A 15,409-nucleotide genomic window follows, 5' to 3' on the forward strand; every position below is an offset into this window, starting at 1 on the left:
TACTAACTACTTACTACTTACTACTTACTACTACAACATATTACCCGCAGAAGGGAGGTGGCAGGAATGAGAAAGAATCTTTAAGGTTAGTTTTTTTTGCAGTGATATATTTATTATTAATTAAGCCTACCACCTCCTCTCTGCGGACAGAAGAGCCTGCTTCTACACAGCCAATTCCATATAATCATCATCCACGGAGACGCAACGTTCCAGTATAACGTTGTGCTCTTTTCGGTTTAAATCCACATAAACACATTTCAAAGTGTATGCTCCGGGGATATACTCTTCGCGCAGTGCCGGTTTGAGCTTGGGAATAAGATTCATCAGCCGCATCGCCGATTGTTCGTACGCTTTCCAAAGATCAGTCTCTGCACAGTAATACAGATACACACTCGCGTCATTCTTTAACTCTTTTACTAAAATGCTTTTTAATAACGTATTCATAATCAAAATTGAATTTTGAATCATGAATTTTGAATCATGAATAGCCGCGCAATCGTGCTGCATAGCAATTCATAATTCACAATTCACAATTCATAATTTATAAATAATTCATAATCGCAAAGCCCCGCTTCGCCTATTCAACATACAATGCTATTTTCACACGGTCTGCATTATTGGCTTTGGCCAAAAGCACTTCCCCCACTAAAGCTCCACTCGCAAGTGACGAGGAGTTATAATAAATATAAAATCCCCCATTGGGACTTACGAGCGACGAGGCAATAGCTTCATTAGCAGAATTGAAGTCGCCCGGTTTAACAGCAATGCGCACCCGGCCTCCACTGGTAGTGCCCACTACCCTACCTACAACGTAGTCATCCGTAGAAAAATCCTCTATCACACCAGTAGATGAATGAGATACAGCCGCTTTTTTCTGAATGGTGATGTACTGCACCAAGTTACCCGCCCTCACGGTAGCAACACCGGTATAGTTTACTGCAGCACCCGAAAGATCTGCATTGAAGTCTACCTTTGTTGTAGGGACTGTAAACGACGAACCATCAAGAATATCAGGGATTCCATAATTAGTATAGTTACCTGAAGGAGCATTGCTCGCTATAGTAGTGATAGTCTGACTCGTGGCAGCGCCATAAGAGATAAACGCCGTATTGGTAACCCCCAAATAATAGTGCCCGTTACTGACAACATTATAAGAATTCGCATCGGTGACTATGACTTGAGACTCGGTATTGGACGGCTTATTGGCAATAGCCTCATTAACACTACGATAACCGCAGGTTTCTATTTTAGTGATTGTCAATGTGTAGCAGTGATTCCGTTCTATACTATAGGGTGTATAAGTACCGTCGTCGTTTCTTTTCACTATATCCATACGGTAGTAGCCCGATACAACACTACCGGTTGCATCCTTATATTTGCCTCTGACGATAAGCATTGTCGGATTGGGTGTTGTTCCATCCGAACGTAAACCGGCATTTTCATACAAATATATCTGTGATACCAACCTGTTTCCGTCAATCGATGCCATTTCCTGGTACTGTAGTATATCACCGTCATAAGCGGCGGGAATAGCCGCCTGCCGTAAAACGTATCCCTCCTTAGCGCCATTGGCCAAGGTGACTCCCTCCAACTCGAAATCAGTAATACTTATCGCCGAAGCGTCTACATCAATCCTGGCTACATTCCGGATAAGCGGTTGCGTAATCGAAGTAATGAGCGTGGTACCGGAACTATAAAACACGGGGTCGGAACTCATGTGAAAATAAGAAATTCCTCCTATCGGCACACCGGTTGACGGAACTTCAGCCGTTACTAACCGACTGTTTACATCAGCAAAATCAGTTCCCTCCGGAAATTCGGTCACCATTGCAGTATTCAAGGCCGTACTCAGGCCGGTAACCACGTAGAGGGTTACGGGTTGGGTAGTGGCACGCAACAAAGCATACAACGTATTTCCCGATTGGGTTGCTTTTACCGGAGCCTGCAGCAACTCGGTGGGAGTGCTATCGCTGTCGTTTGTGGCTTTAAACAACAGTACCCAAACATTTGATTTATCATAGGCTTGCTCTACCGTATCGTCGGCTCTTGTTTGAACCAACTCGTGTCCTTCCACCTGCAAGTCAAGAGCTACCCGGATGTATCCCTCAGGAATAGCCGGAGGCGGAACTTCCTGCATCGTTTCTTCCGAACAACCGGCAAATCCTGCCAGTATAGCGAAGAATATTACTGTGTCTACTATTCTATTCATAATGCATATTGTTTACGTTAAATCACTTTACATCATCAACAACCAATACATGGGAACGCACGGCGTTGGGTTTATATGTAGAGGATGTAGTGGCCTTATTTCCCGGAGAGAAATTATGCCACTGGTTATTATTGGTGAGACCTGGCGATGTCGGCGTATGATAGGCTTCATTGACAGGATAGTAAGCCCTTCCGACTCCATCAGTATGTACACTATAAGCTTGTCCGTTACCTCCGAATTCGATAAAGTAACCCGAAATTCCGTCAATATTGAGAGGGATAGCGGAACTGTCATTCCATCTGTAGAGGGCATGGTTAACCTGCATACAGTTTTCGCCGGTGCTGCCGTAACAATTCGGTTCGCCAGGAGCCCATCCCGAAAATGCATTGTTCATAGGACCTGCTCCGTTAGAGTTAGCCTTTGGTCCCTGATAATATTTAAAATTCGTTTCCGGACCACAAATCCACCTGTAATAAATACCCTCCCCACTATCTACAGAGGAAGGAGCACTAATAGCATTCCTTGTGTCCGATATATTATCCGGTGTTCGGACTCCTCCGCTCCAACCTCTCAGAGTTGAGATATTGGTAAGTAATGCGCTTTCATCTGCGCATGTCAGGGTTGGCAGATAACCTCGCATACCTTGAAAATAGTAAGACTTGGCGCTATTGTATGCGTCCTTATAATGAATATCCACAGATTTCACCCAAACGTAGTAATGCAGCGAGCCATCGGGATGATCCCATACAGTGATGCTTGCACCGTCCGGAAGACTGGTAGGGTTGGCATCTATAGTCATTTTTACATAGGGACTGACTCCTCCATACTTAGCGGTTCGTTCAAAAGTTATTCCCTCAATAAAGTCCTCGACTTGTGTTGCTGAGATAGGAGTATCAAACACATACAATACCGTTAGTGGATCGTCATGCAACGAAGTATATTCTACCCCGGACGGGCGGTTGGCAGGCAGCGTATATGTATTATTAACCATAGACAGGATGATGGATGTAATAGGGTTCGCACTGGTACTGGTTACCCCAGTGTACCTCCATCTTGTAGAACTGATATTTTGCACATCACCCAGTAACAATGTAGTCTGAGTGCTGGCTGCGGCTTCATCTTCATCTACTACACAACGAATGTTCATGCCGGCGTTGCGGAGACGTGTCGACACATAGGCTCCTTCGCCTGTTGGTTGCGTTGTGTTTACGGTAGAGGAAGCAGTCCAGTAATACCCTATTTTTCCCACATCAATTAAACTTCCGATACCTTCTACGAGTCGTCCGGCAGCAGGAAAAAACAGGGATGCCTTGGTATCGTCATTAAAGAATAACCGGCCCTTGTATGCCACATCATTGTTTGTCACCATTGCATTCGTGCCGATTGTGGCAGAATTTGCTACATACGTAGTAGTAGTAGTATTAGGACCAGTGCTGCGACGGTCAAAGAAACCATCCGCATAATATCCCGTCAGGGTATTGTCAGCTTCAGCCTCGGTCGGGTCTGCCCAAAGAGATTGACGCAATTCCGACGTACCGGTGGGTTCACTGTCCGTAGCGCCATCACTAACCCGGCGGTAACCCGGAGGACAGGTTTCATAAGTATCGGGTAGTCCCCAACCCGCTTCTGTCCAGTAAGGCTCAAAAACAGGATTAACGGCGCTCCAATTACTAGTAGCGTCTGAGTAAACAGGGAAAGTGTATCTGGGGTATTCAATGTTCATCCATTGGAAAAACGAACCGGACTGCGTGGGGAAGTCTGTAAATCTTCCACCGTTTAGTGGCACAGCATGGGGCCATGTTGATACCTCGACATTGGGTTTCAGGTTATAGGGAGAAAAACAAACCGTATTGGCACGATTTGCAGAAAAGACAGTGCTTGGTTTTTCTCCCTGCCGGAGATAAAGTGTTTGTATTTTTTCTCCATTGGGATCATTTATACCCTTCCGGACGGTGATGGTGGCATAACGCGGTTCATCTGTAGAGTCTATCGGGCTATCCCAACCTACCCGGAAATAAATGGTATTCATGCCTGATACACTGTTGACGCCATTATCAGACACAAGCCCCATCTCAGCATCTGAGGGAGTTCTACCATACAAAGTGTAATCGCCGGTTAATGAGAAGGAAGGACTTGGCAACCGATCAATGAGTACATGCGCCCCTGAACCTTCAGGTTCATCAATATATGCTGTCCAGTATCCCGAATAACTCCAAGTCACTATCCGTTCGCCAACCTGGTTCGCTTTGTGGTATGTACCAACGTAAGGAGTAGTAATTCTTTTACGCCCTTGTACCGTACTAGAACGCCACACCTGAATTCTGCGCTGCAAGCTTCCTGCCTTCAGAGTAATAAAACTAAAAGTGAGCTGACCGGCAGCTACAGAGAGCAAGGCTATATCAATATAACCCGACCCTGTCGAGGGGTCATAATGCAAATTATCGGCATACGGATTGGCTATACGGTCGAAAGTACCGTTCACATTCGAGTTTCCGTTTGCGTTATTAAGCACATACACACTGTCGGCAGGCTGATTAGTCCAGAAATAGAGGCGGCTTGCAGCGCCATCGTACGCGGTGATATCCTGGTCGGACACATTCAGATAAGCGGCCTGTGCATCTCCATCAATAGGCTCATCCTGTTCCCAGGGAGTAACCGAATTGTCTAACTCAATGTTGACGTCCTTCATGCGGATATGAACCTCCAATATCCCGTTGCAACGGGTAACCCGGTTAATCTGGGCTTCCTTCTCAAACTTGCCTCCCGATGCTTTGGTCAACGAAACAAAAACCTTCATCTTATGGGTAATGGTATCCTGTACATTTGTGTTCGGGGTAGTAGCGTCTGCCCAGAAATCAGCTTCCCGGTGGGCGGGAATAATAAAGGTAAGCATGTCGCTCTTGTAGGTACCCGTCTCCACCGCGCTGTTGTCCGTGAAGGTAAATTTACCCGTCAGGGGAGTATCCAAAGTGTCAGGATTGCTTAAGGAAGTTTCGTACACTTTGGGAGATTCAGATACCGTGCGCAGAAGGGTTCCGCTCCAGGAAATCTTGTCGGGCACGCCGCGAAGTTCAAACAAGTGATCGTCCGAGTCCACATCTACATCCACCGCCCTGTCAATCACTACCCGAACCATCGACGCATTTCGCGTAATGCCGGTTGACGTGGCGGTAACAGTATTTCCATCAATGGTAGGCAGGCGCAACATACGGTGCCAAATCTCATGGGCGCGACTCCGGTAGCCGTCGGTCTGAATCTCTCCCGGGGTATATGTGTACATCAGGCCTTCGCTCGCTGTGCTGTTAGCGACAGGTGGAGTAAATACGGCACCGGCGGCAGATACCATCGCCAAATCCCAATCGCCTGCCCGCGCCTGGCTGGTATGCAGGGTCATATTCGTCCGGGTTACTCCAAGAAGCTGATGGCTGAAATCAGAATCCCAACTGCCTCCATTGCCGGAAAGGGGGGCATTGCTGTCCTGCGAGAAACAATACAACTGCATGTTTTCGAGTATACTCTCGCTTTCCGGCGAACGGGTCACGCCCTCACTCATGGAGATTTGAAAAGTATTACTGTCTTTTATCACTTGGACAGTCTCTTCTTCAATGCACCCGTAGAGCAAAGTCAAGAACAAAAACAAGATGCCTGTAACACAAATATTCTTTTTCATAAAACCATCAATTTTAAAACCATTTATTTTAGAAGTATCAGGGTTCATTTTATTACTCTTCACTATAATCGTTCAGCAGGGCGGTCATTTAACAACCAAGACTATTTTAGCCCGGCCCTCGTTATTGGCTTTAGATAGATATACCTCCCCCAAACGGGTTCCACTCCCTCTTCCCCATGAATTATAATAAATGTAAAATCCCCCATTGGGATTAACGAGCGAGGAGGTAGCGGTAGAACCATAAGAAGAATTGTAGTCGCTTCCCGAAGTACCTAAATGTACCGTATTTGATCCATTGGACATCACCTTACCTGCAATGTAGTTCCCCGTGGCAAAATCTCCTATCACACCATTAACTAAATTATGATCCACGCCCTCTCTTTTCCGAATGGTAATGCGCCGGGTTAAGTTACCTACCCTCACGTCTATCCAGCCGTCTGTTACAACACCAGAGAGATTTGCACTGATGTTGGTCGTGGTGACTCCCCCTGTAGGGGTTGTAAGTGACGTCGGAGATACCGCAGTAATATTCGAAGAAAATGTAATCGAAGTAATGGTATTTCTCGGAGCATTGGTAGTCACTGTAACAATAAGCTGACTCGCGGAATAGGAGAGGTTACTATATACGAAATATTCCGAATTGGAAACTCCCAGATAATAGCGCCCGTTACTGACAACATCATGAGCATACGTATCGGTGACCACAACATCCGTTTGAAACCATTTATTGGACGGCTCATTGGCGATAGCTTGGTCATAACTAAGGTAACCGGCATTTTCTATTTTAGTGATTGTCAAGGTGTAACAGTGATTCCGTTCTATATCATAGGGTGTATAGGTGCCGTTGGTGTTTCTTTTCAATAAATCAATGCGGTAATAGCTTGAACCTCCTGCTCTCTTGTATTTACCTCTGAGAATAAGCGTTGTCGGATTGGGTGTTGTTCCATCCGAACGCAAACCGGCATTTTCATACAAGTATATCTGTGATGTCAGTTTGTTTTCGTCACCCGGTATCTTTTCTTCGTACTGTTGTATATTAGAGTCATAATTAGCCGAAATAGCCACCTGTTGCAAAACATATCCTTTCTTAGCGCCATTGACTAAGGTGACTCCCTCCAACAGGAAATCATCAGAACTTATAGCCGAAGCGTCTACATTGATCTTGGCTGCATTCCGGATAAGCGGTAGCGTAATCGAAACAATGGACGTGGTACCGTATTCATAAAACGCAGGTTCAGAACTCAGATGGAAATAAGAACTTCCTCCTATCAGCACGCCGGTTGGCGTAATGGGGGCCGTTTGTAACGCAGTATTCACAGTAGCAAAATCATCTCCTTCCGAAAGACTCGCCATTGCAGTATTCAAGTCCGCACTTAGACCGGCAACCACGTAGAGGGTTACAGGGTCAGGAGTGGAGCGCAACAAGACATACAACTTATTTTCTGACTTGGTCGCTTTTGCAGGAGCCTGCAGCAACTCGATGGGGATTCCAACATTATTGGTTTTAAACAGCAATACCCAAACATTTGAATCATCATAAGCTTGCTCATCCGTAGCGTCGGCTCTTGTTTGAATCAATTCGTTTTCTTCCACCTGCAAGTCAAGAGCAGCCCGGATATATCCATCAGGAATAACTGGAACCGGAATCTCCTCCATCATTTCTTCCGCACAACCTGCAAGTTTTGTCAGTATAGCGATGAACATTACTGTTTTTACAATTCTATTCATATTTATATCGTTACGCTTAAATCACTATTCTGCAGCATCAATAACCAATGCATTGGAATACATGAGATTAGGTTTAAATGTAGTAACTGTAGTGGCCTTGTTTCCCGGAGAGAATCCAACCCACTGGTCATTGGTAGTGGGCGTTGTCGATGTCGGCTCATAATAATTCTCATTGACAGGATAGTGAGCCGTTTCGCCATTCCATGTTACATTGTAAGCTTGTCCATTACCTCCGAATTCTATAAAATAGCCCTGAATATCAGTATTGGTAGGCGAATAGTCATTCCATCTACGTTGAGGACCATAATTAATCTGCATAATATTTTCGCCAAAGTCACCATGATTATTATTCGGCTCTTGATCTATTTGTCCTACTGTACCATTCCAGGCTGTGTAAGCATTGTTCATCACATGACTACGATCGGGGTGACCGTCGCCATTGACATAAGGAGGATTATTTGGTGCATGATAGTAGTATTGAAAGCCTGTTTCCGGACCGCAAAGCCATCTGTAGTATCTTCCATCATAAACATCAGTGCTATTACCGTAATTGTCTACAGGTGTCATAGTAGGAACACGCCCGGTGCCAGGAATCGTTTCCCCGTCCGCTATATCATCCGGTGTCCGGGCACCTCCGCTCCAACCCTCTAAACCTGAAATATTAGTAAGCTTCGCATCCTCGGCTTGGCTTGTTATCGTTGCCAAATAACCTCGCATACCCTGGAAATAGCACCTCTTAGCATGTTCGTATGCGTATTTATAAGCTTTAGTATCATCAGTACTTGCCGGTACCCAAACATAATAATGTAGCGAACCATCCGGATGACCGTCCCACACGGTAATTTTGGTGGTAGTTGGTACATCCGGAAGATCGGTAGGATTGGCATCTACAGTGATGTTTGCATAGGGAGTAGCATCAACTCTATTAGGTACCTCTCGTCTAAAATCTATTCCAGCGATAAAAGTTGCAGCTTGTGCCGTCGTGATGGGAGTATGAAACACATACAATACCGTTCGCGGATTATAACCGGACGAAGTATATGTATCCTTGGCATGGGTGGTAGGGGCAAGAATTACATCATTGTTAATCATGGATATGAGGATGGTTCTAATAGAGGTCGTACCAGTACACTCTACCATACTGTACTCCCAATTCGTAGTACTAGTCTCATGTACCTTACCCAGCGTTAATGTCACCTGAGCATTGGCTACGACTCCATATCCCAATGCCAATAACATAAAAGCATATCTTACTCTATTTTTCATTTCTTCTATTTTCGTTTTTATGTTCACAATACGAATCGTTACTACTCTTCTACTACACAACGAATGTTCATGCCGGCATTGCGGTGACTTGTCAAAACATAAGCTCTGAAACCAAGGGGTATTGTTGGTACTTCCGTGGATACGGTAGAGGAAGCAGTCCAGTAATACCCTTTTGCTCCTGCATTTTCTAAAACGCCGTCAGTTTGTCTGCGCCATCCGGCGGCAGGAAAGAACAGGGATACCTTAGTATCGACATTATAAAATAATCGCCCCTTGTATGCCACCGTTTCAGCACTACTGAGAGATACGGCAGAATTTGCTACCCACGAATTACCCAAAGGGTTACCGGTAGCAAGACGATCAAAGAAACCATCCGCATAATATCCCGTCAGGGTATTGGTAGCATTAGCGGCATTCGGATCTGCCCAAAGGGATTGACGCAATTCCGATGTACCGGTGGGTTCGCCATCCGTAGCACCATCGCTAACCCGACGGTAATTCGGAGGACAAGTTTCATAATTAGCGGGTAAAGTCGACCCCGATTCTGTCCAATAGTATTCATAAATAGGAGAAGCATTGCTCCAAGAACCGGTAGAGGCTGGGTAAGCAGCATAAGCGTATCTGACCCTTGCAGCGTTCATCCATTGGAAAAAAGAACCGGCTTGCGTGGGGAAATCTGTCCCGGTTCCACCTTTAAAATCAATAGTTCGAGGCCACGTTGTCGACGCTATCAATGGTTTCAGGTTAAAGGAAGCAAAACGAACCGAATTAGGACGAGAGTAAACAGCAACCGGCTTTTCTCCCTGCCGGAGATAAAGTGTTTGTATGATTTCTCCGTCGGGTTTATTTCTACCCTTCCGAACAGTGATGGTGGCATAACGGGGTTCATCTGTTGGAGACGTATCCTTCCAACCTACCCGGAAATAAATGGTATTATTGCCCGATACGCTCTTGGCGCCATCGTCAGACACGAGGCACGTCTCAGCATTCAAGGGAGACGTACCATACAGTAAACCACTTGTAGTAGTACCGTTTGAAAAAGCTGGACTTGGCAACCGGTCAATGAGTACATGGCTCCCTGAGTTTTCAGGATCATCAATATATGCCGTCCACTCTCCTGAATTACTCCAAGTCACTATCCGTTCGCCAACCTGCTCCGAACGGTGGAATGTACCTACGTAACGGGTAGCAATTCCTTTACGCCCTTGTTGTGACCAAGCAAGACGTTTCACCATGATCTCTCGGCGTAGATTTCCTGTCTTAAGATAGATCTTTGTATCAGTCTGGTTAGAAGTGAACATACCAAGCATGGCTATGTCAATGTAACCCGACTGTGTATCGGGATCATAATGCCTGTTCGGGGAGTTCAGTCCGGCTATACTGTCGAAAAGGGTGTTCACATTAGGGATTCTGATCGTTGTCCCCTGCAATCCTTCTTTAAGCACATACACACTATCCGCAGGCTGATTGCTCCAGAAATAGAGGCGGCTTGCAGCGCCATCGTATACGGTAATTGTTTGGTCGGATACATTCAGATAAGGATGCGTTATATCTCCATCGACAAAGCAGTCTGTCCAAGGAGTAATCGAAGAGCTTAATTCAATGCCGGTATCTTTCATGCGGATATGCACCTCCAATATCCCGTTGCAACGGGTAACATGGTTAATCTCGGCTTCTTTCTCGAACTTACCTCCTCCCGATGCCCTGGTCAACGAAACAAAAACCTTCATTTTATGGGTAATGGTATCCTGTACATTTGTGTTCGGGGTGGTAGCGTCTGCCCAGAAATCAGCTTCCCGGTGGGCGGGAATAATAAAGGTAAGCGTGTCGCTCTTGTACGTACCCGTCTCCACCGCGCTGTTGTCCGTGAAGGTAAATTTACCCGTCAGGGGTTCTTCCAATACATCGGGATTGTCCGTGGAAGTTTCGTACTTACCGGCAGATACTGTGCGCAGAAGGGTTCCGCCCCAGGACAGCTTGTCGGGCACGCCGCGAAGTTCAAACAAGTGATCATCCGAGTCCACATCTACATCCACCGCCCTGTCAATCACTACCCGAACCATCGACGCATTTCGCGTAATGCCGGTTGACGCGGCGGTAACAGTATTTCCATCAATGGTAGGCAGGCGCAACATACGGTACCAGATCTCATGGGCGCGACTCCGGTAGCCGTCGGTCTGAATCTCTCCCGGGGTATATGTGTACATCAGGGCTTCGCTCGCTGTGCTGTTAGCGACAGGTGGAGTAAATACGGCACCGCCGGCAGATACCATCGCCAAATCCCAATCGCCTGCCCGCGCCTGGCTGGTATGCAGGGTCATGTTCGTCCGGGTTACTCCAAGAAGCTGATGGCTGAAATTGGAATCCCAACTGCCTCCATTGCCGGAAAGGGGGGCATTGCTGTCCTGCGAGAAACAATACAACTGCATGTTGTCGAGTATAGCATCGCTTTCCGGCGAACGGGTCACGCCCTCACTCATGGAGATTTGAAAAGTATTACTGTCGTCTATTATAGGGACAGGTTCTTCTTCATTGCACCCGTAGAGCAAAGTCAAGAACAAAAACAAGATGCCTGTGACACAAATACTCCTTTTCATAAAACCATCAATTGTTTAAACAAATGATAATAGCACTAAAGTGATAAATCCGCGTCGTCCGCGTACCCATTCATAATTCATAATTCAAAATTCAAAATTATTTTCTTATAGTGAAATCAGCCGCACTTTCCGCTTCCAGCACATTGACGGGTTGTGCGCCAACGGGCTGTTTCACAGATTTTACTTTCAATTTAACTTGCTTTTCGGCAGTATCCGTAGTATAGAGGATTACACCGTTCACGTTCGTAGAACTGTGGTTTCCGTCGCCGCTGATGCGCAGGTCGTGCAGGTTGGTGAATACAAAATCCTTACCTTCCTTAGCCGTTGCATCGGGCAGGATTGTGCAGTCCACAACGATGTCGCTACCGGTTGCGTTGGTCAGCAACGCTCCATCCGAAGCACGAAGCAGAGAGACGGTGAAGAAACCGGATACTACGTTGTTGTTCACACGGTGGTCGCCCAGCGAAGCAATAGCCAAACGGGCAGGCTGGTCGACAACCACGCCGCTACAGCTCAACATTTCACCATCGAACATTACATTGGAACCGCTCAGACAATGCGTCTTATTGAAGTTTATGATAACCGTTTTAGGTAGTTCGTAGCGGGTATCTTCAAGTGTCTTCACGTTGAACGATGACTTGCGTGCTCCGTTGGCGAATACTACTCTCGGGGTTAAACCCATATCGAAGTCGAGTGCATCGGTGGTGCCTTCGCCGTACATACCGTCGACAATGATATTGGCGCCGGTAGCGTTCACCAAAGAAGTACCGTCTGTTTTGAACAGACCCAGTTCATATACAATGTCCTTGCTGCCTTCTTCACCGCGTTCGGTACGTACCAATTTCACGACAGCCTGCTGGTCGTCGATAACGGCTTCACCTACGGGTTTCACCAGATAGCTCTGCTGTACATCAGACAGTACCAACTTGAAGTTCTTCACACCTTCCACCAAATCGTTCGCTTTGATGGGTACTTCAATATCCTGCTTCACCAGATACTTGCTTGATGAACCGCGCGAGGGAGTGAACGATAGTTTGCCTTCTACCGGAATATAGTTATTAGTCGTAGTAGCCGAAACCTCACGGGTAGCATAGTCCACGGTTACAGGAACAGGAGCGCCTTCTTTGGTAGTGGCGTAGCCGGTAAGGGTTACGGTAAACACAGCCGTGGCTGTTCCAACCACCGGTTTGGTAATCTTAACGTCGGATACATAAAGCCCGTGTCCCAGTTTTACCAGGCGGCTGCCCCTTCCAAGGAACATCAACTCGCCGGATGCGGTGGTGAATGCCTGGCGGAAAGCGGTAGGCTGGTTGTCGGTCACGTAACGGTCGAATTCTTTTTGTCCGGTGCCAGAGAACATACAAACCCTACCTTCTTCTGACGACAGCAACAGCACTTCGCCGTTATTGTCTACACGTACCATGTTGAAGTTACCGTCTATCGTGCGGTCGAACTCAGCCTTGCCGCTGGATTGGATACGTACGAATGTACCGCGGCGGGCATTCATATCGTAAGTAGTCACCACCGATTCGCCCGTAACCAGGTTCATGCCCAAGCCTTTCACCTGGCCGGTGGAAGAACCGGAATAGAGAGCCGTTCCGTCATTACGCAACAGGGCGTAATATCCTCTGTCGCCGCTACCGCCTACCAGGATATTGCCGTTACGGGCAACACGCAGATGGTTCAATAAAGCCACTCCCTGGCTGGAAGGAATCAGCGTTTTGCCGAAGACAATGTCTCCCTCAGGGCGTATCTTATAAATAACGCCGCCTTCTACCGGAGAATTGCCGGTAATTATTACAGAACCTTCGTTGATATTGGCATGAAGACCGGTTACCACGTATTTCTTAGCAGGGATAGTAGTGGTATAGTACGGCTTGCCCTTGTCATCCAAACGAACAATAATGGTCTGTTCCTTTTCTCTTTCACCGGTAAAGGCGGCGCATATATATTCCGTAGCGTTGCCCATTACAACAAACTGGTTGCAATAGCCGCTACCGGCATTCTTATAGTTATAAAGTACCTTGCCGGTTTTATCCGTTTTCAGCAATATACCTTGGCGCTCACCGGTGGTTTTGGGTTCAGTACCGGAAAGCACCAATGAACCGTCGCGCAACAGCGTTCCTTTCAGAAGTTCACTGCCTTGCTCGCCGGCATAGATATTCTGTACGAGCAGTCCCTTGCGGTTTACAACAACCGCACGTCCGCTCAGCATTTCCTGGTCCTTCTTGTTTTTAATCTGCTGCGGAAACGACTGCCCTACAATCAACACACAACCGTTATCAACCTCGGTCACTTCACTGATATTCGTAAATCCCGTCAACGGCAAGGAGAAAACTACTTCACCCAAACGGTCTAACCAGGTCAGGCTGTACGCTTTTCCTTCTTTGCCCAACACTACCGCTTCATCACCGGGCAACGGGCAAACTTGCTGTATCTGGTTCGCATCACCATACTGTTTATCAAAAACCACCGGCATATATTGCGCCTTCGCCAACGGACAGACTGTGGCAACCAACAGGAGCAACATCCACACACTATGAGTTCTTCTCTTCTTCATATCTTGTTTTCTTTTATAATTTTCTACCTCTTGCTATATATTTCCACACGTCTGGCACGGCGGTTCACGCGTATCCAGTCAATATTGTTTTCGCCCCAAACATAACTGCCTACTTCTTCCTTCACTTCTTCCGGAGAAAGTTTAGTCCTGCCGCGGGCTTCAATCATAAAGTTCACATCCACACCACGGCTGCGGAGATAATCGGCAACACGTTCAGCCCGGCGGCCGGACAACTCGTAGTTGTAGTTTGCACTACCCATTTCGTCGGCATAACCGTCGAACTTCAATTCGGAAAGATCATAATTGCCCATTTCATCGGCAAATACATTCAAGCGACGGACAGACTCTTCTGTCAAGGCATCCGAATCGAAATCAAAATAGAGAGTCATCAGCAAGCCTTCCGGAACAAATTTCTTCAAAGACACGGTTTCCTTGCGGACATTTTCCGTGGCTCCGTTCAGCAGCAACGCACCGCCCAGAACAGCCATGTCTTCGCTCATGCCGTAAAAGGGTTTCTCCCGTTGGACGCCCAGATCCTCCATGGTGCGCAGATAGTAAATGTCGTCTTGCGACTTCAAGCCGCGGTCGGAAACGAAATAGGCGCTTTGCACGTCGACCGGGCACATATAATAATCATTGAAAACCGAATTCACCGGGTAAGGGTAATGGCTGACGCCGCCCGGCATGATGCCGTCTTTGTCGAAAGCGCAACTGAACAGGTCGTACCCGCCGAAGCCTGCCAGACCGTTGGAGGAGAAGATGAGCCGTCCCTTAAAGAATACAGGGAAAATCTCATCACCTTCCGTATTAATCTCCGCGCCCAAATTCACGAGCGCTCCCCACGACTGGGTTTCGTCGTTCCAGTGAACGACGTACAGGTCGAAGCCGCCGTGTCCGCCTGCCATATCTGAGGCGAACAACAAAGACTTGCCGTCATTGAACAAATACGGATGGGCGTACGAAGCCACAGATTCCTGCGGCAACACCGGAATATATCTGGAGAAGCGGTTTCTCTTTTTTTGCAGTACGGAATAGTATAGTTTGGTACGGAACGGACGGAACTTCTTATCTGCCATGGCAACCGACGTGCGCGCCATATCGTATTCGATAACCGTAGTTACCATCATGTCCATATTGGGAGAGAAGGCCACCGGGCCATTCTGTAAATCGGCAGGAATCCGGTTGAAATAGTCATAACGCTTGGGCGGCTTCTGGGATTTTTTTCCTGCATCGTCGTTCGCATCCAGCTCATAATAGAGGGTGCGATGAAAAAATGTCTTTCTCGGGTCGTTGAACTGGCTGTAGCTCATGGCATAGAACGGCTGGTCGCCGAAAATGCCGACCCAGTATTCGGAGTTCTCCGAGTTCATCGCCAACCG

General features: G+C 47.0%; 8 protein-coding genes. All 8 read right to left on the bottom strand.

Features of this window, described 5'->3' with window-relative positions:
- Positions 1-162: 162 nt before the first annotated feature.
- Positions 163-444 (bottom strand): hypothetical protein, encoded by a 282-nt coding sequence (locus B2Z67_RS05895; RefSeq protein ID WP_291528889.1) that lies wholly within the window; start codon positions 442-444, stop codon positions 163-165.
- A 133-nt stretch (positions 445-577) separates the two neighbouring features.
- On the bottom strand, positions 578-2,209 hold the full coding sequence (locus tag B2Z67_RS05900; protein WP_291528890.1) for a hypothetical protein: 1,632 nt from the start codon (positions 2,207-2,209) through the stop codon (positions 578-580).
- Positions 2,210-2,231: 22 nt separating this feature from the next.
- Complete coding sequence (locus B2Z67_RS05905) at positions 2,232-5,879, bottom strand: hypothetical protein (protein ID WP_291528891.1); 3,648 nt, start codon at positions 5,877-5,879, stop codon at positions 2,232-2,234.
- Positions 5,880-5,963: 84 nt separating this feature from the next.
- On the bottom strand, positions 5,964-7,607 hold the full coding sequence (locus B2Z67_RS05910; RefSeq protein WP_291528892.1) for a fimbria major subunit: 1,644 nt from the start codon (positions 7,605-7,607) through the stop codon (positions 5,964-5,966).
- A 24-nt stretch (positions 7,608-7,631) separates the two neighbouring features.
- Positions 7,632-8,873: a hypothetical protein gene (locus tag B2Z67_RS05915; RefSeq protein WP_291528893.1), complete on the bottom strand. Its 1,242-nt coding sequence runs from the start codon at positions 8,871-8,873 to the stop codon at positions 7,632-7,634.
- 41 nt (positions 8,874-8,914) lie between these two features.
- The gene (locus B2Z67_RS05920; protein ID WP_291528894.1) at positions 8,915-11,470 is read right to left on the bottom strand and encodes a hypothetical protein; all 2,556 of its coding nucleotides are present in this window, start codon (positions 11,468-11,470) and stop codon (positions 8,915-8,917) included.
- Between the two features lie 97 nt (positions 11,471-11,567).
- Positions 11,568-14,030, bottom strand: a complete 2,463-nt coding sequence (locus B2Z67_RS05925) for a Calx-beta domain-containing protein (RefSeq protein WP_291528895.1) — start codon at positions 14,028-14,030, stop codon at positions 11,568-11,570.
- Positions 14,031-14,053: 23 nt separating this feature from the next.
- Positions 14,054-15,409, bottom strand: a 1,356-nt coding sequence (locus B2Z67_RS05930) for an OmpA family protein (protein WP_291528896.1), incomplete at its 5' end; no start/stop codon positions are given.

The organism is Bacteroides sp. UBA939, assembly GCF_002293435.1.
Classification (GTDB): Bacteria; Bacteroidota; Bacteroidia; order Bacteroidales; family Bacteroidaceae; genus Bacteroides.

What these genes read in the sequence shown, in the direction of transcription:
- B2Z67_RS05895 (WP_291528889.1), bottom strand. Translation starts at nt 444, where the DNA reads ATGAATACGTTATTAAAAAGCATTTTAGTAAAAGAGTTAAAGAATGAC.
- B2Z67_RS05900 (WP_291528890.1), bottom strand. Translation starts at nt 2,209, where the DNA reads ATGAATAGAATAGTAGACACAGTAATATTCTTCGCTATACTGGCAGGA.
- B2Z67_RS05905 (WP_291528891.1), bottom strand. Translation starts at nt 5,879, where the DNA reads ATGAAAAAGAATATTTGTGTTACAGGCATCTTGTTTTTGTTCTTGACT.
- B2Z67_RS05910 (WP_291528892.1), bottom strand. Translation starts at nt 7,607, where the DNA reads ATGAATAGAATTGTAAAAACAGTAATGTTCATCGCTATACTGACAAAA.
- B2Z67_RS05915 (WP_291528893.1), bottom strand. Translation starts at nt 8,873, where the DNA reads ATGAAAAATAGAGTAAGATATGCTTTTATGTTATTGGCATTGGGATAT.
- B2Z67_RS05920 (WP_291528894.1), bottom strand. Translation starts at nt 11,470, where the DNA reads ATGAAAAGGAGTATTTGTGTCACAGGCATCTTGTTTTTGTTCTTGACT.
- B2Z67_RS05925 (WP_291528895.1), bottom strand. Translation starts at nt 14,030, where the DNA reads ATGAAGAAGAGAAGAACTCATAGTGTGTGGATGTTGCTCCTGTTGGTT.